23 protein-coding genes and 2 tRNA genes are annotated in these 24,224 nt (G+C 51.2%); 9 read left to right on the forward strand and 16 right to left on the reverse strand.

Annotation, left to right across the window (positions count from 1 at the left end):
• Positions 1 to 46 precede the first annotated feature (46 nt).
• From ACQUQU_RS08780 to ACQUQU_RS08800, 5 genes are all read right to left on the reverse strand, one after another.
• Complete coding sequence (locus ACQUQU_RS08780; RefSeq protein ID WP_430462864.1) at positions 47 to 787, reverse strand: DUF599 domain-containing protein; 741 nt, start codon at positions 785 to 787, stop codon at positions 47 to 49.
• Between the two features lie 541 nt (positions 788 to 1,328).
• The gene (locus ACQUQU_RS08785; protein WP_430462865.1) at positions 1,329 to 1,907 is read right to left on the reverse strand and encodes a DUF6942 family protein; all 579 of its coding nucleotides are present in this window, start codon (positions 1,905 to 1,907) and stop codon (positions 1,329 to 1,331) included.
• On the reverse strand, positions 1,904 to 2,917 hold the full coding sequence (arsB, locus tag ACQUQU_RS08790; RefSeq protein ID WP_430462866.1) for an ACR3 family arsenite efflux transporter: 1,014 nt from the start codon (positions 2,915 to 2,917) through the stop codon (positions 1,904 to 1,906). The genes ACQUQU_RS08785 and arsB overlap by 4 nt, the downstream gene beginning before the upstream one ends.
• Before the next feature lie 2 nt (positions 2,918 to 2,919).
• Positions 2,920 to 3,387, reverse strand: a complete 468-nt coding sequence (locus tag ACQUQU_RS08795) for an arsenate reductase ArsC (protein WP_430462867.1) — start codon at positions 3,385 to 3,387, stop codon at positions 2,920 to 2,922.
• Between the two features lie 3 nt (positions 3,388 to 3,390).
• Positions 3,391 to 3,834: an ArsR family transcriptional regulator gene (locus tag ACQUQU_RS08800; protein WP_430462868.1), complete on the reverse strand. Its 444-nt coding sequence runs from the start codon at positions 3,832 to 3,834 to the stop codon at positions 3,391 to 3,393.
• Between the two features lie 199 nt (positions 3,835 to 4,033).
• Between ACQUQU_RS08800 and ACQUQU_RS08805 the strand changes: the two genes are divergently transcribed.
• A complete protein-coding gene (locus ACQUQU_RS08805; protein WP_430462869.1) occupies positions 4,034 to 5,296 on the forward strand; it encodes a saccharopine dehydrogenase family protein in 1,263 nt (420 codons plus the stop codon).
• 174 nt (positions 5,297 to 5,470) lie between these two features.
• The gene (locus tag ACQUQU_RS08810; protein WP_430462870.1) at positions 5,471 to 6,430 is read left to right on the forward strand and encodes a GGDEF domain-containing protein; all 960 of its coding nucleotides are present in this window, start codon (positions 5,471 to 5,473) and stop codon (positions 6,428 to 6,430) included.
• Between the two features lie 133 nt (positions 6,431 to 6,563).
• Here the strand turns inward: ACQUQU_RS08810 and ACQUQU_RS08815 are convergent.
• Together ACQUQU_RS08815 and uvrB are read right to left on the reverse strand one after the other, a co-directional pair.
• Positions 6,564 to 6,640, reverse strand: a tRNA-Val gene (locus tag ACQUQU_RS08815).
• Between the two features lie 120 nt (positions 6,641 to 6,760).
• Complete coding sequence (gene uvrB / locus ACQUQU_RS08820; RefSeq protein WP_430462871.1) at positions 6,761 to 8,791, reverse strand: excinuclease ABC subunit UvrB; 2,031 nt, start codon at positions 8,789 to 8,791, stop codon at positions 6,761 to 6,763.
• Positions 8,792 to 8,905: 114 nt separating this feature from the next.
• Between uvrB and ACQUQU_RS08825 the strand changes: the two genes are divergently transcribed.
• On the forward strand, positions 8,906 to 10,090 hold the full coding sequence (locus ACQUQU_RS08825) for a pyridoxal phosphate-dependent aminotransferase (RefSeq protein WP_430463029.1): 1,185 nt from the start codon (positions 8,906 to 8,908) through the stop codon (positions 10,088 to 10,090).
• 76 nt (positions 10,091 to 10,166) lie between these two features.
• Here the strand turns inward: ACQUQU_RS08825 and hda are convergent, their stop codons facing one another.
• Together hda and ACQUQU_RS08835 are read right to left on the reverse strand one after the other, a co-directional pair.
• The gene (gene hda / locus ACQUQU_RS08830; protein WP_430462872.1) at positions 10,167 to 10,868 is read right to left on the reverse strand and encodes a DnaA regulatory inactivator Hda; all 702 of its coding nucleotides are present in this window, start codon (positions 10,866 to 10,868) and stop codon (positions 10,167 to 10,169) included.
• A 3-nt stretch (positions 10,869 to 10,871) separates the two neighbouring features.
• Positions 10,872 to 11,876 carry a DUF2066 domain-containing protein gene (locus ACQUQU_RS08835; protein WP_430462873.1) on the reverse strand — a complete coding sequence of 335 codons (1,005 nt, stop codon included), beginning with the start codon at positions 11,874 to 11,876 and terminating at the stop codon, positions 10,872 to 10,874.
• A gap of 191 nt (positions 11,877 to 12,067) precedes the next feature.
• On the opposite strand from ACQUQU_RS08835, the gene purM reads away from it, so the two are divergent.
• The 6 genes from purM (at position 12,068) to ACQUQU_RS08865 (ending at position 17,411) form a co-directional block, all read left to right on the forward strand.
• Positions 12,068 to 13,120, forward strand: a complete 1,053-nt coding sequence (gene purM / locus ACQUQU_RS08840) for a phosphoribosylformylglycinamidine cyclo-ligase (RefSeq protein ID WP_430462874.1) — start codon at positions 12,068 to 12,070, stop codon at positions 13,118 to 13,120.
• Positions 13,117 to 13,782, forward strand: coding sequence for a phosphoribosylglycinamide formyltransferase (purN, locus tag ACQUQU_RS08845; RefSeq protein ID WP_430462875.1), 666 nt, complete (start codon positions 13,117 to 13,119; stop codon positions 13,780 to 13,782). The genes purM and purN overlap by 4 nt, the downstream gene beginning before the upstream one ends.
• 95 nt (positions 13,783 to 13,877) lie before the next feature.
• A complete protein-coding gene (locus ACQUQU_RS08850) occupies positions 13,878 to 14,603 on the forward strand; it encodes a DUF3108 domain-containing protein (protein ID WP_430462876.1) in 726 nt (241 codons plus the stop codon).
• A gap of 67 nt (positions 14,604 to 14,670) precedes the next feature.
• Positions 14,671 to 15,252: a dCTP deaminase gene (gene dcd / locus ACQUQU_RS08855; protein WP_430462877.1), complete on the forward strand. Its 582-nt coding sequence runs from the start codon at positions 14,671 to 14,673 to the stop codon at positions 15,250 to 15,252.
• Positions 15,253 to 15,349: 97 nt separating this feature from the next.
• Positions 15,350 to 15,425: transfer RNA gene (locus tag ACQUQU_RS08860), tRNA-Asn, on the forward strand.
• Between the two features lie 102 nt (positions 15,426 to 15,527).
• On the forward strand, positions 15,528 to 17,411 hold the full coding sequence (locus tag ACQUQU_RS08865; RefSeq protein WP_430462878.1) for a polysaccharide biosynthesis protein: 1,884 nt from the start codon (positions 15,528 to 15,530) through the stop codon (positions 17,409 to 17,411).
• Positions 17,412 to 17,426: 15 nt separating this feature from the next.
• Here the strand turns inward: ACQUQU_RS08865 and ACQUQU_RS08870 are convergent, their stop codons facing one another.
• Genes ACQUQU_RS08870 through ACQUQU_RS08900 form a run of 7 tightly spaced genes read right to left on the reverse strand, consistent with a single transcriptional unit; the run spans position 17,427 to position 24,223 of the window.
• Positions 17,427 to 17,981 carry a sugar transferase gene (locus ACQUQU_RS08870; RefSeq protein WP_430462879.1) on the reverse strand — a complete coding sequence of 185 codons (555 nt, stop codon included), beginning with the start codon at positions 17,979 to 17,981 and terminating at the stop codon, positions 17,427 to 17,429.
• Complete coding sequence (locus tag ACQUQU_RS08875; protein WP_430462880.1) at positions 17,981 to 18,928, reverse strand: NAD-dependent epimerase/dehydratase family protein; 948 nt, start codon at positions 18,926 to 18,928, stop codon at positions 17,981 to 17,983. The genes ACQUQU_RS08870 and ACQUQU_RS08875 overlap by 1 nt, the downstream gene beginning before the upstream one ends.
• Before the next feature lie 14 nt (positions 18,929 to 18,942).
• Positions 18,943 to 20,130: a glycosyltransferase family 4 protein gene (locus ACQUQU_RS08880; RefSeq protein WP_430462881.1), complete on the reverse strand. Its 1,188-nt coding sequence runs from the start codon at positions 20,128 to 20,130 to the stop codon at positions 18,943 to 18,945.
• A complete protein-coding gene (locus ACQUQU_RS08885) occupies positions 20,127 to 20,972 on the reverse strand; it encodes a glycosyltransferase family 8 protein (protein ID WP_430462882.1) in 846 nt (281 codons plus the stop codon). The genes ACQUQU_RS08880 and ACQUQU_RS08885 overlap by 4 nt, the downstream gene beginning before the upstream one ends.
• Complete coding sequence (locus ACQUQU_RS08890; protein WP_430462883.1) at positions 20,969 to 21,985, reverse strand: hypothetical protein; 1,017 nt, start codon at positions 21,983 to 21,985, stop codon at positions 20,969 to 20,971. The genes ACQUQU_RS08885 and ACQUQU_RS08890 overlap by 4 nt, the downstream gene beginning before the upstream one ends.
• On the reverse strand, positions 21,982 to 23,163 hold the full coding sequence (locus ACQUQU_RS08895) for a hypothetical protein (RefSeq protein ID WP_430462884.1): 1,182 nt from the start codon (positions 23,161 to 23,163) through the stop codon (positions 21,982 to 21,984). The genes ACQUQU_RS08890 and ACQUQU_RS08895 overlap by 4 nt, the downstream gene beginning before the upstream one ends.
• Positions 23,156 to 24,223, reverse strand: coding sequence for a glycosyltransferase family 4 protein (locus ACQUQU_RS08900; protein ID WP_430462885.1), 1,068 nt, complete (start codon positions 24,221 to 24,223; stop codon positions 23,156 to 23,158). The genes ACQUQU_RS08895 and ACQUQU_RS08900 overlap by 8 nt, the downstream gene beginning before the upstream one ends.
• Position 24,224: the final 1 nt, after the last annotated feature.

The following is a 24,224-nucleotide window of genomic DNA, read 5'->3' on the forward strand; positions in this document are numbered from 1 at the left end:
AAAGGCGCTTCACGCGCCTTTTTTATTTGCAGCCATTACCTGCTCATCAGTATTTCGACAGCTCTTTGTCGTCTTTAAAGACTTTGTCGCCAACGTTTTCGACTTTCATCATGGCGTACAGCGAATTCGACAGAAACTCCCGCTTATAAAGCACCGCCACAATCAGGCTCGCTGCGGCCATAAAGGCCAGCGGGTGCACAAACCAGCTCAGCGCCGATAACGAGAAATAAAACGCCCGTAACCCGTAGTTATAGCTGCGGCTGGCGTGGTCGATCACTTTGGCGGCAAAAATGGCAAAGCTGCGGCGCTCAGCGGCGGTCACGGAATCATCGCCCGGCATAGGCGCCGCACCGACCAGCACCGAGGCAAAGCCGAACTGACGCATGGACCAGGTAAAGGTAAAAAAAGCGTAGATAAAAATGCCGATCAGGGTCGCCATTTTCAGTTCCAGCGTCAGCAGATTATCGGGCGATACAAAGGACAAATCAGCCAGCATGGCCGCCACCTGATCCACCGCCGTCATGGCTGTCAGCAGACCGGCGAGAATCAGCACACAGGACGAGGCAAAGAAATTCACGTTGCGCTCAATGTTCGCCAGCAACGAGGCGTCACCCACCCGCACTTCGCGCTGCAACAGACGGCGCATCCAGTTAATCCGGTGGACGTGCAGCACCGACGACAACGACGCCGTGGTGCGGGCCTTGTATTTGGCGAACTGGGTGTAGACCACCCAACAGAGAATAAACCACACCAGACTCAGCCAGTTGAGAATATCGATATCCAGCATGCTTACGGTTCCCCTGAGACGGCGACATCGGATACGTAAGCATATATCGGGACGGCATCCTGATAAATACGACCAGGCCACAGGGCGGCTGCGTAGTTTTACGGACCGGGGCTTACCACCACCGAAGGCCCGTGCGCGCAAGACCGGCCGCCGCGTTGCCGGGCTGCGTATTCATTCCGTGCAGAACGCATTCGTTTTCTGTCACAATGGCGCCTGCCTGGTCAGAAAAGCATCAGCGCACGACGATTACCTGCTTAAGCGGGTAACCGGGCAAGGAACACTTGTAAGAGAACGTGCAAGAGAACCAGTAAGAAAACCTTTGAGACAAACGGTGAGAAAAGCCATGAGCAAAGACAAACACACAGACGCCAATCACCGGCGTAACCTGCACGCCTGCAGTGCCATTATGCGCAAGGGCGGCGCCCACGGTCAGAGCATAAAAGCCCGGCGGGCCGACGATAAACGACAACTGCGCAAAGCCATGCGCGAGGGGAGCTCCGGCTCCCCTTTTTCTTGCCTGCGATTCGGGGCAAAGGTGTTATCAGGCGCGTTTCAGCCAGCTGACCAAGCGCTGAATGCGGACATCCGATAACTGCCGGTAGTCGAAATACGGACACAAAATCAGACCCGATGCCTTGTGCACAGCAAAATCGGCATCCAGCCAGCGCCATGAACGCCCTTCCTCGCCCGCCCAATCACCACGCCCGGACGAATGCGACACCTTAACTTCATCCACTGTCAGGCCTAAGGCATCTGCGTATTTACGCGCCAGCAACAGCCTTACTGTACCGGGCTGCCCTGACCCCGACTGAGTATCACCGGCCGTTTTCACAGAGACGTCGGGGGGCGAAAAAAGCAAAGCCTGTCCACTGCCCTGCTGCAGCAACTGCTGATCGCGCAGGTCCTGCCAGCGGCTGAATCCGGCCGGATTCACGGCAAACACCAGCTTGGCGTAAACGTTAAATATTTTGCGCCAGTGGTTACCGGTTTCCTGCGCAATGGCGGCAATTTCGCCGGGCTGCATGGCGCGCAGTTCCGTCAGATTCTGGTATTGCGGCAGCGGCGGCCGGTTTTCGATGTACACCTGAAAACCGGCGCCGGCATTGCCCAGTCCGATCATGCAAACCAGTTCCGCGTGCGGTTGGCAAACGCCACCAACGACAGCATCACCGGCACTTCCACCAGCACACCCACCACGGTCGCCAGAGCGGCACCGGAATTCAGACCAAACAGCGAAATGGCAACGGCCACCGCCAGTTCAAAGAAATTACTGGTGCCGATCATGCAGGCCGGTGCGGCAATGTTGTGCGCCAGCCGCATTTTACGCGCAATAAAATAGGCAATAAAAAAGATGCCATAGGTTTGCAGCAGCAACGGAATGGCGATCAGCACAATGTCCATTGGCTTGGCGACAATGGTCTGCGCCTGCAGCGCAAACAGAATCACCACCGTGCTGATCAGACCGAGAATCGAAAATGGTTTGATAGCACCCACAAACTGTGACAGCGCCTCGCCACCACGCACGAATAACAGACGACGTGTGAATACACCCGCGACCAGTGGCAGCACCACATACAGTACCACCGACAGCAACAGGGTTTGCCACGGCACCTGAATATCGGACACCCCAAGTAAAAAAGCAGCGATTGGCGCGAAGGCAAACACCATGATCAGATCGTTCACCGACACCTGCACCAGGGTGTAATTCGGATCGCCTTTGGTCAGCTGACTCCAGACAAACACCATGGCGGTACAAGGTGCTACGCCCAGCAGAATCATGCCGGCAATGTATTCGCTGGCGGTTTGTGCATCCACCAGCCCGGCAAAAAAGACGCGGAAAAACAGCCAGCCCAGCAGCGCCATTGAGAAGGGTTTAATCAGCCAGTTAATCACCAGCGTCAGCAGCAGCCCCTGCGGTTTTTTGCCGACATCCTTAACGGCAGAAAAGTCGATCTGAATCATCATGGGGAAAATCATCAGCCAGATCAGTACCGCCACTACCAGATTGACGCGCGCAATTTCCAACCCGGCAATCGCCGCAAAAACATCCGGCAACAATAAGCCCAGCACCACGCCAAGCACCATACCGGCACCGACCCAGACGGTCAGGAATCGTTCGAAAATACCCATTGTTATTGCTCCACAACCTGCATAAATGTGCGGCGGATGGCGTCTGCCTCCATACCCTTGAAATTCTGGTTTTTCAGCACCCGGATGCGGCGACGTAATTCAGCGGCGACATCGGTAAATAATTGCAGTTGACGAACCGGATCGGTTTCTTTCGACGGATCGGTCAGACCCCAATGCACTTTCAGGCTGCTGCCCATCCACAGCGGACAAGCCTCACCGGCGGCGCTGTCGCACACGGTAATCACCACATCGGGATTAAAAGCAGCGAACTCATCCCAGCTCTGGCTCTGTAAACCGTCGGTACGGATGTTGTGCGCCGTCAGAAAATTCAGCGTGCCCGGAAATACAACGCCCGCCGGCTGGCTGCCGGCACTGCGTACGTCGAACACATCCCCCGCCTCATCGCGGCAGATGGCCTCCGCCAGAATGGAGCGGCAGCGGTTATGGGTACAAACAAACAGGAGTTTCATGGTTTACCCGCAGGTGTCGGTGACACAGCAATTGGAAAATAAATGACCCGCCAGCGCCTGAATCTGGCTCTCGGACGCCCGTGCGGCGGCGGACAGAATGTCGAGGGCCCAGTCTTCAAGCGCGGGATTAATGCGGTAGTACACCCACTGACCACGCTTTTCGGCGGTCAGAAGGCCGCTTTCGCGCAGCGGCTGCAGATGGCGGGAGACTTTTGGCTGGCTGATCGGTGTCTGGCTTAACTGGGTCTGGCTTAACTGGGTCTGACTTAACTGGGCCTGACTGTGATTGAGTGCACTGATCAGATCGCACACGCACAGCTCGCCACGGCTGTGCAACAGCAGCACCAGACTCAGACGGGTGTCGTCATTCAGGCACCGGAACAGGGTCAGCGGCGTCAGGCTCAGCGGGGCTGACTGGGTGTCGGGCAAACGGGCTGCGGAATCCATCAGGCGATCCTCAACAATAAGCTCAAACCGGCGGCGTCCGCCTGCCGGTGCAGAATGCGGGCATCGTATATACGGATTTCCGTATATACAAGCGAATGTGCCTGAAAACCCCGCCAAACAGCCCGTTTGCCCCTTACCGTGCCCCAAAAATCCGGTTAAGGTGACCGCGGATGATAATCAGAATAAACAGGATATTTCCATGGAATCCAAGGCTCAGTACCACCTCATCGTTTTCGGCGCGACCAGCTTTGTCGGCCAGATCCTGACCCGCTATCTGGCCACCCAATACGGTGTCGGTGGCGACCTGAAATGGGCCATCGCCGGCCGCTCCGAACGCAAACTGCAGGAAGTCCGCGGTTCGCTGGAGCCGGTGCTTAAAGACAAGGCCAAAGAGCTGCCGATCATTATTGCCGACGCCGCCAACGAAGATGAACTGCGGGCCATGTGCGACCAGACCCGCGCGGTGGTTTCGACCGTCGGCCCTTACGCTCTGTACGGCGAACCTCTGGTAAAAATCTGCGCCATCAGCGGCACCGACTATTGCGACCTGACCGGCGAACCCCAGTGGATCCGGCGCATGCTGGACAAATACGAGGCGGCGGCTCAGGCCTCCGGCGCACGCATTGTGCACTGCTGCGGTTTCGATTCCGTGCCGTCTGACATGGGCGTGTATTTCCTGCAACAGGAAGCCCAGAAGCGCTTCGGCCGCAGCGCCAACCGAGTGAAAATGCGCTTTAAAGCCGGTAAAGGCGGCGTATCCGGCGGCACCGTCGCCAGCATGCTGGAACTGACCAAAGAGATGGTTGCCAACCCCGCCCTGCGCAAAGAACTGGCCAACCCGTATTCCCTGTGCCCCACCGGCCACGGCTTCAGTGCCCGCCAGGCCAGCATGAACGGCGTCAGTAAAGACACTGACATGGTGAGCTACACCGCGCCCTTCATCATGGCCGCCATCAACACCCGCGTGGTGCACCGCTCCAACGCCCTGCGCGACAAACTGTACGGCAGCGACTTTACCTACGACGAAGCCGTACTCACCGGCGACGGCGCCAAGGGCCTGATCGGCGCGTCCGTTTACGCCTTTTTCCTGGGCGCCTTTATGGTGCTGGCGGCGATCAAACCGACCCGCTGGTTGCTGGAAAAGACCATCCTGCCCAAGCCGGGCGAAGGCCCGAGCCCGAAAGCACAGGAAGAAGGTTTCTACGATCTGCGCTTTATTGGCCGCACCAGCGCCAACGAGACCATCATCACCCGCGTCACCGGCGACAAAGACCCGGGCTATGGCTCAACCGGCAAAATGCTGGGCGAAGCCATCGTCAGCCTGGCCTGCGACCTGCACGATGAGAACGGTGGCAAAAAGGACCGCAAAGGTGGCTTCTGGACACCGGCATCGGTGTTTGACGAGCGCTATCTTGACCGCCTGCAGGACAAAGCCGGCCTGACCTTCGAGACGTTGAGCTGAAGATGAACCAAGCCTGAGCGTCGGGGCCGGTAACGGCCCCGACGCTCAGTTGCTTTCAGCGACGATTGACCCTCATCGCTGGTGCTCCGCAGAACCGCACTTATTCCTTTGGATGAATTGCCCCATCCGGCCGACAGGTCTAATCTGATAGACAAACCCAGCCATTATTCTGATATGAGCAAGCCAGCCCCTCCCGAAACCGCATCCGCCTCGTCGGCGCTGATGACGGTGCTGAACAGCCTCGACGCCCTCATTTATGTCGCCGATATGGACAACCACGAGCTGCTGTTCATCAACGAATATGGCCGTCAGAAATGGGGCGAACCCGGCGGTAAGCGCTGCTGGGAGTATCTGCAAAAAGATCAGAAAGGCCCCTGTACCTTCTGCACCAATGCTCATCTGGTGAACGACCGCGGCTCTCCGACCGGCGTGTACGTGTGGGAATTTCAGAACACCCGCACCGGCCACTGGTATCAGTGCCGCGACGAAGCCATTATCTGGACCGACGGCCGCCTGGTGCGCATTGAAATTGCCACCGACATCAGCGAGCGCAAAGAGATTGAACAGGCACTGGAAGACGCCAAACGCGAAGCCGAATTTCTCGCCGGCGTCGACCCGCTGACCAGCCTGAATAACCGTCGCGCTTTTTTTAATCTGGGCGATCAGATACTGAAAGAAGCCGTGCGCTTTCATCGTCCGGCATCACTGATCATGTTCGATCTCGATTACTTCAAACAGATCAACGACAACTTCGGTCATGAAGCCGGCGACGAAGTGCTGCGCCACATTGCCCGCCTGACCGAAGCAACCACCCGCAAAGTCGATATCGTGGCCCGCCTCGGCGGTGAGGAATTCGCCGTGCTGCTGCCGCAGACCGGTCTGGAACAGGCCGGACAACTGGCCGAACGGTTGCGGGCGGCATTTATGAATACGCCCATCGTGATCAATGGCGAGGCCATCCGCACCACAGCAAGCTTTGGTGTCAGCAGCTGCGACCAGTGCGATGAACTGCGTCTGGATATGATGCTGGCGCTGGCCGACAACGAGCTCTACAACGCCAAACGCGCGGGCCGTAATCAGATACGTATGGGCAGTTCCGTCAACGACAGCACCCGCCCTGACCGAGCACTCTGAACAGAGGACAGCCGCTCGCGAAAATGGCCAGAAAGAAAGCGGCCAGATAAAAAACGATAGAAAGAAAAACGGATAGAAAGAAAAACAGGCAATAAAAAAGCCGCTTCATTGCTGAAGCGGCTTTTTTTGTATCTGGTAGGACTAGCCAGATTCGAACTGGCGACCTCTACCATGTCAAGGTAGCGCTCTAACCAACTGAGCTATAGTCCTGAAGTGGCGCGTATACTAACCAAGCCCCCGACGGTTTGCAACTGGTTGTTATTTAAAGATTTGTCGGCAAACGGCCGGGCGATAAAACGGCCCGGCCGACGTTTTCCTTCAAGGGCACATTCAGCTGTTGGCGATGGTCTGCTTTTTCATCTCATGCAACAGATCGCGAAGACGTGCGGCCTCTTCAAAGTCGAGGTCTTTCGCGGCTTTGAACATACGGTCTTCTACCTGTGCCATGTGTTTCACCAGCTCGGACGCCGGCATGGCTTTCCAGTCATCCCCCGCGTAACCGGCAGCGTCTTCCGCCACTTTACGGCCACGGCCTTTACCCTTGCCCTTTTTGCCTGGCGGCGGTGCCGCTTCCAGAATGTCTTCCACCGACTTGGTGACACCACGCGGAATAATGCCGTGCTCGGTGTTGAAGGCCACCTGCTTCTCGCGGCGGCGTTCGGTCTCGTCGATGGCGCGCTGCATGGAATCGGTGATGCGGTCGGCGTACAGAATGGCAGTACCGTTCAGGTTCCGCGCCGCCCGCCCTATGGTCTGAATCAGGGATCGCTCGGAACGCAGGAAGCCTTCTTTGTCGGCGTCGAAAATCGCCACCAATGACACTTCCGGAATATCCAGACCTTCCCGCAACAGGTTGATACCCACCAGCACATCAAATTCGCCCAGACGCAGGTCGCGGATGATTTCCACCCGCTCTACGGTGTCGATGTCTGAGTGCAGATACCGCACGCGGACCTGCTGTTCGTGCAGAAACTCGGTGAGGTCTTCGGCCATGCGCTTGGTCAGCACGGTAATCAGCACACGCTCGCCCTTGGCCACGCGCAGCTGCAGCTCGTGCAGTACGTCATCCACCTGCCCGGTCGCCGGGCGGATTTCGACCACAGGATCGATCAGGCCGGTCGGGCGCACCACCTGCTCAACCACCGCATCCTGATGCTCTTTTTCGTAGTTGCCCGGCGTGGCCGACACAAACACGCACTGCGGAACGATGGCCTCCCATTCTTCAAAACGCATCGGCCGGTTATCCAACGCCGACGGCAGACGGAAACCGAACTGCACCAGCGTCTCTTTGCGCGAACGGTCCCCGCGGTACATGCCGCCGATTTGCGGAATGGTCACGTGGGATTCATCGACGAACACCAGCGCGTCGTCAGGGATGTAATCAAACAGCGTGGGCGGTGCTTCGCCTTCGCCGCGCCCGGATAAATAGCGCGAGTAGTTTTCAATGCCCGAGCAATACCCCAGCTCCTGCATCATTTCGAGGTCGTAGCGGGTGCGCTGCTCCAGCCGCTGCGCTTCGACCAGCAGATTATTGTCGCGGTAATACTGCAGGCGCTCGCCGAGTTCGACCTTAATGTTGTCGATGGCATCGAGAATGCGCTCACGCGGGGTTACGTAGTGGGTCTTCGGGTAAATGGTTACCCGCGCCAGCTTGCTGTACACCGCCCCGGTGAGCGGGTCGAAGCTTGCGATCTGTTCGACTTCGTCGTCGAACAACTCAATCCGGATGGCTTCATCGTCGCTCTCCGCCGGAAAGATATCGATCACTTCACCGCGCACCCGGTAGGTACCGCGATGGAAATCGGCGTCGTTGCGGGTGTACTGCAGCTCGGCCAGGCGGCGCAGAATGCTGCGCTGATCAATACGGTCGCCGCGCACGATGTGCAGCATCATTTTCAGGTACGACTCAGGGTCACCCAGACCGTAAATCGCCGACACAGTCGCGACGATGATCGCATCGCGCCGCTCCATCAGCGCCTTGGTCGCCGACAGACGCATCTGCTCAATATGCTCGTTCACCGAGGCGTCTTTATCGATAAAGGTGTCGGACGACGGCACGTAGGCTTCCGGCTGGTAGTAGTCGTAGTAAGACACGAAGTACTCAACCGCATTGTTCGGGAAAAACTCTTTGAACTCACCGTACAGCTGAGCGGCCAGTGTTTTGTTGTGCGCCATGACGATGGCCGGACGCTGACACTGGGCGATAACGTTCGCCATGGTGAAGGTTTTCCCCGAGCCGGTAACGCCCAGCAGGGTTTGTTTCAGCAGGCCGGCATTGACACCGGCAACCAGCTGGCGGATGGCTTCCGGCTGATCTCCGGCCGGCGGATACTTGCTTGTAAGCTCAAATGCCTTGCTCATCAGGATTCCAGTCAGGGGCTAAATCGGATAGCATTATACGGTTTTTTTGACCGGCAGACGGGGCGGATTCTCGCACGGTTCTGCCACCATCCCATCGCGTTTTTGAGGATACACATTTTGGACCTGCAACTGTCTGATCGCGTTCAACAGATCAAGCCTTCCCCGACCTTGGCGGTAACCAACCGTGCTGCCGAACTTAAGGCGGCTGGCAAAGACATTATTGGCCTTGGTGCGGGCGAACCGGATTTCGATACTCCGGAGCATATCAAGCAGGCAGCCATTGAAGCGATTACCAAGGGCTTCACCAAATACACCGCGGTGGACGGCACCCCAGGTCTGAAAAAAGCCATCATCAACAAACTGAAAAACGACAACGGCCTGAGCTACGAACCGTCTCAGATTCTGGTGTCGTGCGGCGGCAAACAGAGCTTCTTTAACCTGTCTCTGGCGTTCATCAATCCGGGCGACGAAGTGATCATCCCGGCGCCATACTGGGTGTCTTACCCGGACATGGTGGTGATTGCCGGCGGCGTGCCTGTGATCATTGAAACCGACGAAACTACCCGTTTCAAAATCACCGCCGAGCAACTGGAAAAATCCATCACCGCCAAAACCAAACTGGTGGTGCTGAACAGCCCTTCCAACCCGTCCGGCGTGGCGTACACCGCCGACGAACTGAAAGCGCTGGGCGATGTGCTGCGTAAGCACCCGGACGTGCTGATCGCCACCGACGACATGTATGAGTACATCTGGTGGGCCGATTTTGCTTTCGAAAACATCCTGACCGTGTGCCCGGACCTGTACGAGCGCACCATAGTGCTGAACGGCGTATCCAAAGCCTACAGCATGACCGGCTGGCGCATCGGCTACGCCGCAGGCCCGCTGAAACTGATCAAGGCCATGACCAAGGTGCAGTCGCAGAGCACCTCTAACCCGACCTCCATCTCTCAGGTCGCAGCAGAAGCAGCCCTGAATGGCGGTCGCGCCTGCGTTGAGCCTATGGTTAAAGCGTTCAAGGAACGTCACGATTACGTGATCAAAACCCTGAACGAAATCCCGGGTTTCAGCTGCATTACCGCTGACGGTGCGTTCTACGCTTACCCGAATGTGAAAGAAGCCATGGCCAAAGCCGGCATCGATAACGACGTCGATTTCGCCGAAAAGCTGCTGCTGGAAGCCGGCGTTGCACTGGTTCCGGGTTCTGCTTTCGGTACTCCTGGCTACATGCGTCTGTCCTTCGCGACCAGCATGCAAGTGCTGGAAGACGCCCTGAGCCGCATCAAAAAGGCCCTGAGCTGATACGAAAAAGGGAGGCTTAAGCCTCCCTTTTTTATTGTTCGCTTTTTCGCACGCCCTGTTAAACCCAGGCCCCGGCTTACCAGCCCATTTCCGCCTTGATAAAAGGGATGGTCAGCTTGCGCTGGGCTGACAGCGACGCCTGATCCAGCTGCTCCAGCAGATCAAACAAGCCCTGCATATCGCGCGGGCCCCGGGTCAGAATAAAGCGTGCCACCTCATCGCTCATATTCAGACCACGACGTCGGGCACGCAGCAACACCGCCAGCACTTTGTCGTCATCTTCCAGAGGCTCGACCTGATACACCATGCCCCAGCTCAGGCGGGACGATAAGTCCGGCAACTCGATGCCGAGATGATTCGGCGCCTGATGACCGGCAATCAGCAGATGCCCCTGACGGTCGCGGATGCGATTAAACAGATGGAAAACGCCCTCTTCCCACTCGCGATTGCCGGCAATGGCCTGCACGTTATCAAGGGCGACCAGCGGCAGCTGCTCCATCGATTCGAGCACCGCCGGGCTGTATTCGGCCAGCTCGTCCAGCGGCAGATACACACTCTGGTGACCCAGACCTTCCGCATAGTGACACGCCGCCTGCAGCAGATGACTGCAGCCGACACCATGGGCACCCCAGAGGTAGATAAAGGGTTCTCCACGCACTGTCCACTGCGCCTGCAGCGCCTGCACGATCTGCTCGTTCGGACCGGCGTGGTAATTAGCGAAACGGGCGTCGTCGCGGACGGCGACCGATAAAGTCAGTTGCTGACGGAATTCACTCATGGATCAGTGGCGCCAGTTGTATACGGATTCTTGTTCGGTTTGCAGCAGACGGCGGTCGAGTGCCAGCGTGGTCCAGACCTGCGCCCAGTCGGCGGACAGATCCAGCTCCAGCGTCAGCATCTGATTCGTGACCGACACGACGCGCACAGCCTTAATCGCCACGTTGGCTTTCAGGTAATTCAGCACGTCCTGATACTGTTTAAAGGAAGTAACATCGCCCACCTGAATCTGGAAGCCACCGGTCGACTCGCTGCTGACCACGGCAAACCGCGCAGCCATAAACGCCGACACCTGATCAGCCACCTGAGCCAGCACAGCCGCTTCGCTGCTGCCCTCGGCCTGCACTTCGGTGAACTCGTCTTTCAGCTTCAGAAAACCGCGGTAGCCGAAACCACCGCTTTTCGGCGTCAGACGCCCTGCCAGTACCGCATCCGCCATATAACGTTCCGATGCGGTCGCGATGTCGGCGCGGAACAGCCCCCACAATTGCTCGACGGAGAGCGCCATATTGTCTTCCAGATCGAGCGCAGGCCACAGCAGCGGAATACCGCGTTCGTTCATGGCAAGCTCGGTCGCCGCTTTCCACTGCGCCTGATTCGGTCCGACAATGGCACGTTGCAGATCGGCTTCGACACCCAGCCACACCAGCACCAGCGGGCGGCTTTTGCCCCACACCGGCAAACGGGCATCACGCAGCAGGTCGTCGAATAAATTCTGGGCAAACACCACCTCCAGCTGCAGACCGGAAGCGGTGTCACGGAAAAAGCGGAAGCTTTTAACAAAACGATCAGCGTTCGACGCGGCACTGAGCACCGCATCGTTCTGGGCGCTGTCGCGTTTACCAGTCACTTTTACCACCAACTGCAGAAAGGCCTCCTGCAGGCCGGACTGGCGACTGGCCGATGACTGGTCGGATACGGGAACACGCACCTGATAGAGATCTGACACAGTCACTGCATGACTGACCAGACTCAGACCCCACAACATCATCAGGAAAAGGGCTCGCACCGGAATATTCCTTAATACCTAGAAAATAAGCTGCGGTATTGTGCCATGACTGACTGAGATAACCAGCCCTGCTCCCGAATTGTTGCGGAGTAACCCACACAACTTCTGTCACAAATCGCGTATGCATGATGCAGGACGGTTAACAAATCGTTAGAATACGCGCCTTTCCCATTGGCCACCCAGTGACGACCATGAGTGACAAACAATCCCTGAGCTACAAAGACGCTGGCGTTGATATCGACGCAGGCAATGCATTAGTTGAACGCATCAAAGGTGTTGCGAAACGTACCCGACGCCCAGAAGTGCTGGCAGGTCTGGGTGGTTTCGGCGCTCTGTTCGAACTGCCACAAGGCTACAAAGAGCCTGTTCTGGTTTCCGGCACTGACGGCGTAGGCACCAAGCTGCGTCTGGCTATGGACCTGAAAAAACACAGCACCATCGGTATCGACCTGGTGGCCATGTGTGTAAACGACTTAGTGGTTGCCGGTGCAGAACCTCTGTTCTTCCTCGACTACTACGCCACTGGCAAGCTGAACGTTGACGTTGCCGCCGACGTGGTTTCCGGTATCGGTGACGGCTGCGAACAGGCCGGTGCTTCTCTGGTAGGCGGTGAAACCGCTGAAATGCCAGGCATGTACGAAGGCGAAGACTACGATCTGGCTGGCTTCTGCGTGGGCATCGTTGAAAAATCCCAGATCATCGATGGCTCTAAAGTTAAAGCCGGCGACAAGCTGATTGCTCTGGCGTCTTCTGGCCCGCACTCCAACGGTTACTCCCTGATCCGCAAGATCATTGAAGTATCCAAGGCCGACCTGACCGTTGATCTGGATGGCCAGCCTCTGGCAGACGCCCTGATGGCGCCAACCCGTATTTACGTGAAATCCGCCCTGAAGCTGATCAACGCCTCGGAAGTACACGCCATGTGTCACGTCACCGGCGGCGGTTTCCAGGAGAACATCCCTCGTGTTCTGCCGGACGACTGTAAAGCCGTCATCGACACCAACAGCTGGCAGTGGCCAGCCGTGTTCAGCTGGCTGCAGGAAGCCGGCAACGTGGCGACTCACGAAATGTTCCGCACCTTTAACTGTGGTGTTGGTCTGATCGTAGCCGTGCCGGCCGACAAAGCCGATTCTGCCGTTACCCTGCTGAACGCCGAAGGCGAACAGGCCTGGATCATCGGCGACATTCAGCCGCTGAACGGCGCTGAAGAACAGGTTGAATTCATCGGTAACCGCACCGTATGAACCCGACCGCAACACCTGAGAAAGCACGCATTGTGATTCTCATCTCCGGCAGTGGCAGCAACATGGTTGCCATTGCCGACGCAGTCAAAGCCGGTGATATCAATGCCGATATTGCCGCTGTGATCTGCAACCGCCCGGAAGTTGCAGGCCTGCAAAAAGCGCGCGACCGCGATCTGGATACCGCCGTTCTTGATCACAAAGGCTTCACCACCCGTGAAGCCTTTGATCAGGCCCTGATGGAGCTGATCGACAGCTATGATCCGGATCTGGTCGTACTCGCTGGCTTTATGCGCATCCTGACCCCGGCGTTCACGGCGCACTATCATGGCCGCATGCTGAATATTCATCCTTCCCTGCTGCCTAAGTATCAGGGACTGAATACCCATCAGCGTGCGCTCGACGCCGGTGAAAGCGAACATGGGGTAACCGTGCACTTCGTAACCGAAGAACTGGATGGCGGCCCGGTTGCCATTCAGGCGGTGGTACCCGTGTACGACGGCGATGACGCTCTGAGCCTGCAGAAACGCGTTCAGGTTCAGGAACACGTGATCTATCCGATCGCCGTTAAGTGGTTTACCGAAGGTCGCCTGACCCTGTCACAGGGCACAGCCCGACTCGACGGACAACCCCTGCCCGACCACGGACTGCAGCTGCGCAGCTGATTTCCGCCCGCCATCCGACGATGGCGGGATCTCCTCGTGGCCATCACGGTCTGAATCTGTATACTCAGCCACTCAGGAATACCACCGGGGCCTACATGCAGGTATTACGGACGATAACCGCAGCCACATTATTACTGTGGACCTCCCTCAGCGCACAGGCCGAAGCAACGCCTGACACAGACAGCGCCAGTACCTTGCTGCCCTTCACAGCGACCTACCGCACCGAATGGAAGCTTGGCTGGTTCAGCATCAATGTCGACGCGACCCGCACATTAAGAAAACAACCCGACGGCCACTGGCACTTGTCTTTCGACGCCGAGACCGGCGCCGCCGCCCTGCGCGAAACCTCAGAATTCAGCGTCACTAATGGCCGCATTCAGCCACTGGAGTACAACTACAAGGCGAGCGGACTGTTTAACGAGCCCGACCGCAGCTTGCTGTTCGTACCAAATCTGAATCTGGTGAAAGACATTCGCAACAACAAAACCTACACCAATGCCTGGGAAGGTGAAGTTCACGACAACCTGACCTACATGCTGCAGGCAGGGCTTGATCTAGCACGGGGCGACGAAGAAATTGCTTACACGGTTTTTGAAAAAAACAAAGGCAAAGAATTCCGTTTCAAAGTCGTCGGCGAAGAAATCATTGATACCCGGATCGGCAAACTCAGAACCGTTAAGGTTGAGCAACTGCGCAATAAGAAATCGCGCGAAGTCTTCGCCTGGTACGCCATCGACCGTCACTACCAACTGGTTCAGTTGCGCGACAAAGAAAACGGAAAAACCCGCTACCAGATCGACATCACCAGCCTGGAACCCTGAGCAGGCGTTTTGCAATACACCAGTGCTCAGGTAAACTCGCGGCACATTTATATTGCAGGAATCTGACATGCGACTGAGCGACGGCGACATCGAACAACGAATCGCAGACGGAAGCATCATCATCCAACCGAGCCCGGGCGAAGATGCCATTGCCGGCATCAGCGTTGACCTTCGTCTTGATCACAGATTCCGTGTCTTCAACAACAATTCCGTTACCCATCTCGATCTCTCCGGCGACCGCGCCCAGCTTGAGCGCGATATAGATCGCATCATGAGCAAAGAGATAGAAATTGAAGCCGGCGAAGCGCTCTATATCCACCCGGGTGAGCTGATCCTTGGTGCCACCATGGAATCCGTTACCGTGCCGGCAGACCTCGTCGGCTGGCTCGACGGCCGCAGCTCACTGGCACGCCTCGGACTGATGGTACACGTTACCGCAGGCCGCATTGATCCGGGCTGGGAAGGTCAGATCGTTCTGGAATTCTTCAACAACGGCAAGCTCCCACTCGCGCTTCGCCCAGGCATGGTGATCTGCGCCATGTCGTTTGAAACACTGTCAAACCCTGCTCTGCGCCCGTACAACAAGCGCGTTAATGCCAAGTACAAGGGACAGAAAGGCGCAGTATTTTCACGCATCGCCAAAGACTGAACTGAGGCAGCACGAAACCAGAAAAACATAAGAAAAATCAAACAGATGCTTGACATCAAGCGTCTGCCTACAGATAATAGCACCACTTCAAAGATGTTCCCCGATAGCTCAGTCGGTAGAGCAGCGGACTGTTAATCCGTTGGTCGCTGGTTCAAGTCCAGCTCGGGGAGCCATTTATTATAAATTCGCCTATTCGCTTCCATCCTCTGACGAGAAATTAACTATACTGTCTTCAGTTCTGCGGAAAGCAATAGAAGACAGGAGTCCGGCAGCGAATGATCAACATACTTCTCGATGCTTCTCGCACCCTAAAAAGATTAATTTCAGTTTCCTATGATGTGGCAGCAATTCCCCTCGCCGCATATTTAGCTCTGGCTCTCCGCTACGGGACTACCACCCCACCACTTAACGACCAGCTTTATTTGACCTGTCTTAGCACGGCAATTATAACCATCGGAATATTTATAAAACTGGGCTTGTATCGCGCCGTAGTCCGATTTATGACCAGCCAAGCCTTTACAACGCTTGCAATTGGTATTGCCATTTCATCGGCGACGTTTGGCAGCATGTCATTTCTGCTACAGGCTAATATTCCAAGGTCCAGCATTATCATCTACTTCTTTACTGCATTTGCTCTTCTCGGCACACCTAGGCTCTTTATTCGCAGCATTGTCTCACAACTCGGTAAAATTGCAGCGGAGCCCGTCATCATATATGGGGCCGGCCAGCAAGGGATTGCTCTGGCCCAGGCACTTGCGAACAGCCCACTCTACCGTACATGCGCGTTTGTTGACGACTCTCCCCAAAAGCAAAAAACGAGCATTCAAGGTCTAAAAGTTCTGCCAGCACAAAGCATTGATGAAATCTGCAAATCAATAGCTGTTAAAAAAGTCCTCCTTGCTCTGGGGAGAACAAGTACGAATCAAAGAAAGCGGTTGATTGAAGCCCTGGCCGACAAAAACCTTGAAATACTAACAGCACCATCAGTTACAGACATCATCAGCGGCAAAGCCCGTATAGAAGAAGTACGCGAGGTAGAAATTGAAGACTTACTAGGTCGGGAATCTGTAAGTCCAAATATTGATCTTATTGAAAGTAACATAAAGAACAAAATCGTAGCAGTAACAGGGGCTGGTGGTTCTATTGGCTCTGAGTTATGCCGCCAGGCGATAGCACAAAGGCCTGCCAAGCTCATCCTGATTGAGTTGAACGAGTACAGTCTCTACACGATTGAACAAGAACTCAATGAACTAAATGCGACACAAGGAACAGAAATTCCTGTTGTATCCATTTTAGGTTCGGTGCAAAAGCAAAGCCGCCTAGAAACGATATTCCGTAAATTTAAAGTTCAGACCGTATATCATGCGGCAGCATATAAACACGTCCCAATGGTCGAACACAACGTTGTTGAAGGTGTACGCAATAACGTGTTTGGGACATGGCATTGTGCAGAAGCTGCAATATCTGCGAATGTCGAACGTTTTGTACTTATTTCTACAGACAAAGCCGTACGTCCTACCAATGTAATGGGCGCTTCAAAACGCTTGGCAGAACTAGTACTGCAGGCCCTTGCGAGCCGCCAGAATGACACCCTGTTTTGCATGGTTCGATTTGGAAATGTTCTTGGTTCATCTGGCTCTGTCGTACCGCTTTTCCGCCGCCAGATTAAGGACGGTGGACCAATAACAGTTACGCACCCTGATATCACCCGTTATTTCATGACCATCCCAGAGGCTTCTCAACTGGTAATTCAGGCTGGTGCGATGGGCAAAGGCGGCGATGTATTCGTACTCGATATGGGAGAGCCAGTGAAAATTAAGTCACTGGCTAAAAAAATGATCAAACTGTCTGGGCTAACAGAAAAGTCTATTCAGCAACCTCATGGTGACATTGAAATTAAGTTCACAGGACTACGTCCTGGTGAAAAACTGTATGAGGAGCTATTGATAGGTGACAATGTCGAAGGTACAGAACATCCCAGAATCATGACGGCCAGTGAAATCCACCTTAGCTGGCCAGAAACACACAATCTTCTTAATAGACTTGATAAAGCCTGTCATGATTTCGTTGTCGACGAAGTCGTACGTTTGCTACTGGAAGCTCCTGCGGCATATAACAAGCAGGGGGACTGCCCAGACTGGGTACTTAACGCACAATGAGAAATATCGATTGCACTATTTCCCAACTCTGTCGCCCCTTCCTGCACCCAATACAGTTTTAACGATGTAGGAGAAATAAGTACCGACAGACATGTCATTGATCATTTGCGCGTCGATTTCCGCAAGCAAATTCGGTGTAGCCATATCAATGTCATTAATTTGAGCCAAACCAGTAATACCAGGTCGCACATCGTAAACCCCCCTCGCCTTCCGCTGCTGAATAAGCTCCACCTGATTAAAAAGGTTAGGACGAGGGCCTACCAAACTCATATCACCTTTCAAAACGTTCCATAACTGGGGGAGTTCATCCAGTTTGGTTTTACGCAAAAAACCACCTATTTTTGTTATTGAGGCTGACGACGCAAGGTGGCTGGCAACAGATGCAGTATCAACAGACATCGTTCGAAACTTAACCAATATAAAGGGTTTCATATTTCGCCCTACTCTTTCCTGACGAAAAATTGGAGAGCCAGTATCAAATAGTCCAATGACAAAGATAAGCAACATTATAGGTGCACCCAAAGCCAGGCCCAACAGCGAGAGTATAAAATCCAATAGCCGCAATAACATCACTCACTCCCTTTAATACTTTTATTAACGGTATTTTTGAATGCCTGATCGACTGTAAATTTTGGATCCCAACCTATCAAACGTCTAGCTTTAGAGCTATTAACAACAAGATCTCCAACAAGTTTTTCAATCATATCTTCGCGCCTGAATATAAAACCAATAAGCCTGAAAGCATTCTTTGGAAAAGGGAAAAGCAGAGGAGGCCTCCCGAGATTTATGCGAATTTTGCTTATAATATCCTTAAGTGATAGATCTACGCCATCAGACAAACAGAAAATTTGGTTTGACGCTAAAGGATTCTGAAGACAACATTTTATAAAATGGACGACGTTACCAACATATATGATGCTACGATGATTATTAATTGAACCGAACGGAAGTGGAAGAGTAGTCGAAGCAAGTTTAAACAGGTCTCCGAAATTACCGGGAGCGTTAGCACCATAAACAAGCGGGAGTCTAATAATAACAACATCCATGTCAGAAGAACCAGCAAGATCAAGAAGCCCATCTTCTGCCAAAGATTTTGATTTAGTATAGGCGTTATATGGTGCTTTAGGCGTATCTTCATCGAGTCGAGCACTTGAGTTCTGCCCATTCACACCAATGCTACTAATAAAAATAAAACGCTTCACACCGCTCGAAGCGCACTGCCTAGCAAAGTTTATAGTTCCTTCGGTATTAACAGAAAAGAAAGACTCCTCCCCCCCCTCTTTTTTTCTTACATGTGCGACGGCCGCAGAATGGATCACTACCTCCGGTTTGATTTCATTGAGTGGGAACACCGTATGGGCATCCATGTGCTCTATTTTAAAGACTGTCGAATCAGAATTAAGCGCATCTGGAACAGTTCTGAAAAACCGGAAAACCTTAAATGCCTCATTACCACAAAAATGGCTGTATAATTCTGCACCAATAAAGCCAGAGGCTCCTGACAATAGAATATTCACTATATCTGTCCGTCCTAAGCCAGAGGTAAAGAGTCAATCAGTTCTACATAAGGTTTCAGCTTAGACTGCCAAGAAAAATTGTCCTTAACAAACTTTCTTCCGGAAAGACTTAAATAGCCTGCGAACGATTCATCAGAACTGATCCTTAAAATAGCTGACATGTAGTCGTCAATGGAGTCTGCAATTATGCAGTTCCTGTTATCTTCAGCGCCTATGCCTTCCGAAGCAACAGTCGAAATAACCGCAGGTAGAGACATCCCCATATACTCCAACACTTTATTCTGAACGCCGGCTCCGAACCTCACGGAACAAACCCCTAGCAGTGCACCCTTAGCCGCCTCCGAGACAGATTCCACTTCACCGATAACATCCACATACGGGAAACATTCAAACTTTTTAACATTTGCCGGCGAAATTCTGCCTATAACTCGAAATCGAAAATTATCTACCTTCACAAGCTCTGGCATGACCTGCTTAGCAAACCATAAAGCACCATCTAAATTAGGTAAGAAATCCATACTACCGATAAATACCAACGTTTTACTGCTTGGAGAAAATGCGTACTGATAATTTCCGAGGTCGATTCCATTTCCACTTACAACAACACGCCCCGAAGTAGCGCCGAATGACTCAAGATAGGACCTATCAACATCTGATATAAGAACCGAAGCATCAGCAGACCTCATGGCTGAAATCTCATAATCAAGTAATCGAGTTTTCTCGACTGAGAATGCATAGTATTTAATTCCCTTTATCGCTAAATCACTAGTCATTCTGGAGTAATTTAAGGAAATCGCATCCGTAAGTTCAAGAATATTTGATTTTGCTTTTGAAGCAGAGAGATATTGTGCTGAACGAATTAAATGCGCAATAACGACGTCATAATCAGCCGAATGATACTCCACATAGTCTCGCAGGGCACTAGACTGATAATAGGCTATCTGAAGCGGTTTCCCAGTGAGGATTGCCAACACTGTTCGAAATAAAGATTTTAACCGCGAGTGAGAGATCTTATGGATATACTTGAATACATTATCATCTTGCACAGGGACATTCATTTCATCTGTGCTACAAAGGCTAACCAATGTAATATCATTAAATCTGGACAACTCCTTACAGATCTGATAAATCCTTAAACGATCACCGCCTATTACTGGAAAAGGAAACCTTGGTGTGACAACTAAAATTTTCTTACGACTCATTTATCATATCCTCTAATAAGCTTTAAAATAGAATCAATCCATTTGTACCTATTACGCAAGGACACCACCAATCGACCACGCCTAAGAGGTTCCCCTGAAAATATCGTTCGAGACCTCACATATAAGTACATACACTTCAATGGGTGAGTGCAATTAAGTTCCCACGGTTTACCGTATATCGAGTTATAATGAAGAACAGCGAAGTCGAATAGTGTTGAACCTCCTGACTTAAAGTTGTTAGACATATAATTCCAGAAGTCTGGCAAAGCAAGCCAGCTATCCCTTAAGACGTAGTTCAGAACACACTGATCATGAAATGTTATTCGTTCATGCTGCATAAGAAAGTTAAACATTTCCGACTTATAAAGGCCAAACCTTTTAATATCAACAAGCATAACTCCACTATTAAAGTATGCTGAAACTCCCAACTTATTTTTAACGGACTCTCCAACTCCAGGATCAGCGACAGCTGCTATTACATTCCCCCGCATATCCAACTTGAATAATTCTTCTATCGACCGCGTAATAACCGTATCACAGTCCAAGTACACAACCCTATCAATATCCCCAAAATAATCAGCGAGAAGCAATCGAAAATAAGCAGCTACAGGAATATTAGAATCGGTTTTAGCATTCTCAAAGTCACTTTCTTCAGGGAAATAAACTGAAATCATATTCCCAAACTCACCAAGAACTTTAACCAACTTGTCAGATGAAGGGCTCCCAGAAAAGAGTAAATGGCACTTAACACAAGAGGATTCAGCCTCAAGTAAAGAATAAAGTGAAACACAAAAGTGCTCTAGATAATTATCATCGCAAGAATAAACAACATTAATTGTCATTTAAACAACCTATAGTAAACTCTTTTAGCAATATATTTAAAATTCAAGTTCCATCTTGAATTCAACATCTCCAATGAAAACTCTGCCGCCACATCAGAAAACTTCGGAGTATCCATGACTAGAGACTTCAACAGATCAGGAGTGAGAAATTCATAATCTACATCGATGTACCCCTGAAGGATTGCACGTTGAATATCCATTCGAGCGTTTGGCTTGGACAACATCCCTTGTATAACACCACTTATTGAATTGGTATCTCGTATAATCCATCCACCTTGAACACTTACAGGGAAATCTCTATATATATAAACAGCAACTGGAACATCATGAGCCATAGTTTCTACAACTACTGTACTGGGTGTAGAGACTACACTTCGACACAAAGTAAGCACATCAGAAAAAGACCCTTCTGTTTTATTATTAGCTGTAGTTAGTGCAGATATCCTATTAGCCAGTATCCCATCAAAAATACGGAAGCAAAAACTTAGTCCTGAAAATTCAAGATACTTGACAGTTTCATTTATCAATTCTACTACCGAATTCATTTCATAGTCGCTGAAATACGAGGTATTTGCCGTAGTAATTAAAACATCGTAAAGCTTCGCATTATTAGATTTCATAAGTGCATCTCCCGACACAACGGAGCTAGGCAATCGGTAGCTATAAACATCTGCAAAAGGATTCAGTGCCTTAATTATTTTGCAGTCACTTGTATTTCCTGCAATCACTACATTAGACACAGCAGGATAGTACAACTTATAACTGTTACTGAAGAATGGATGAGTAAATCCACTACAGAAATCATAGACCCCATCCTGTATGGAAATTACACCACGACCATTTATCATCCATTTAAGAGCATACCTCATACTCTCCTTTTCATAAGGAGAAAATGTCACTAAAATATTATCATCATCCGGAACACTAGGATAAAAAGAACAGCCCCAGAACTCATCAATATTGCGGATATATTTTGAAACAACCGTTCTGGACTGCAAAAAATGTATATTCATTTCACCTGCCCTTTGGACTTAATGGCCTGAACAACAGCAAGTAAAAGAATATAATTTAATGGCAGATCCCAATACGGCCTCTGAGAGAACAACAAGCCAACCAATACTATAGTTAAAGCATCATCATGTCTTAGCCTTACCTGCGATACCTGTTGTAGCAGTAGCAACCACAATGGCATCGAATAAAGTAAGTATCCCACAAGACCATACATAGCCACATACGATACTACCGATGCAGTACTAAAAAATGATGAGTATTGATAAGCGGCATATTCTCCCACTCCAAACAAAGGAGCGTCTGCAATGATAGCATTAGATACTGCAACCACATGCCCCCTTGTGTTAGAGCTACTAACGCCCGATTCAGAATCACTGTAGAGACTTGATATTCTACCGACACTATAATGATATACGATATCAAGTTTTTCACCCGGGACCAGAGAAAGCAGCATTACACCTAATAGAATAATCGGGATCATCAAGCTAAACGATCGCTTAAAGGGAATCACCGCTACAACATAAATGGTTGAAAGAATAATAAATGCAATGGAGAATGTAAAAAATCCGAGCACATACATCAGAAAGACGATTTTTATATTCCCAAAATATTTATAATTTATTATCATAAGAAGGAATGTAACGAATCCAAAAGCTCCAGGCTCATCGAAAATACCAGCACCCCGAAGAAATCTGAACCCGGAAAATTGCATGTTGACTGCAGAAAAACTACCCAAATACAGCCCAGCCGTACGCCCGTCATGCAATTGTAACTCCATTAAGGGATTCATATCGAGCATTAACACCACAAAAAATGATAACGCATTACCAATTAGCAAAAAAACAAGAAGCACTGTAATAGTCTTCAAAATAAACAACTTATCGGAATTTAGATAACAAATCAGAAGTACAAATATGAATGCCGTACGTAATATCGCAGAAAGAACCTTGTCAAAGCCCAAGTAATCAGTATAAATAAAGTGTAGCACCTGAAAACAAATCGATGTAGCAAACGCGACATACGCCACCAGTGGCAATTCGACTCTACACTTCCTTAAGAAAACAAATAGAATCAGGGATGCTATAGCTAAAACCTGATGATATGGCGCAATAAAATTAAATATTATTGAGGGATATAGAACCAACAAGGGTATTAGTATCAGACTTTCACGCTTAAGCACCCTGCAAAACCTCCGTTATAGCCTTGGAGTAGCCCTCTATCGAAAATACCATGAGTCCTTCGGTTAAGGATCCGTCAAACTGATCAACCTCTCGAATAACAGTAGCTATAGCGTCATCTGTCATCTCATAATCAACAGTCCAACACCCAGCGACATGTCTAGCAATTTCCGCCGGTCCATATTGGTTATAAGATATACTTGGAATACCACAGCAAACAGCTTCAAGGTAACTCAATCCGAATGACTCTTCTAGTTCTGAAAGCAGTATGAAAACGGAATGTTCTCGATAAATACTGACAAGGTCTTCGTGCCTTACAGCGCCATAAAACTTTATGGTGTCAATATGACCACTATCCTTACATTTACTCTCGAAGCTCTTAGCATAAGATCCATCACCCACTATACTCCAAGTCCATCGACTATCCTGACGTTTCAACTCTGTAAAAACACGAAGCATTCTGTCATAGCCCTTTCCTTTCTCTAGTCTGGACACACTCAATAACTTGAAGTTATTCTGCACTGGCTCTAATACAGAAAAGGATAACGGATTATATAGGACAATAGGTTTTCTTTTACTAAGAAAAGGGAAAAATTCGAGAGTTTTCCCGGATATATACTTACTTACACTTAAGACGCGAGTCGATTTCTGATAAGTCCGCCCAAGAAAATACCTGTAAAGCAATACCCTAGAATAAAAAGTTGGCTCCAATAGCAATTTCTCGATTCCGTGTACGAAACTATATATCCGAACTTTCGAGAAGAAAGGCAAAAAGAAATTGGCTGCATATTGAACAGGACCGTCGTTCAATACCACAGCGTCAAACGAATCGATATCAATATCCCGGAACAGCCACCAATACTGAATCGGCCAAAGCAACGGAATCTTAGTTATAAAGTAATCCGCCTGATCATTGAAACCACTACCAGATACAAGCGTCACATCATAATAGTCATTCAATAATCTATACATGGTTGCAGCTACTGTACCGGCACCTCCTAATGCAGGCGGATACTCGTCAGCGACCAAAAGCAATTTTTTCCTTGACTCCCTCGTGGCCATA

It is taken from the genome of Thalassolituus sp. LLYu03 (genome assembly GCF_050507655.1).
In the GTDB taxonomy this organism is placed as follows: domain Bacteria; phylum Pseudomonadota; class Gammaproteobacteria; order Pseudomonadales; family Oceanobacteraceae; genus Venatoribacter.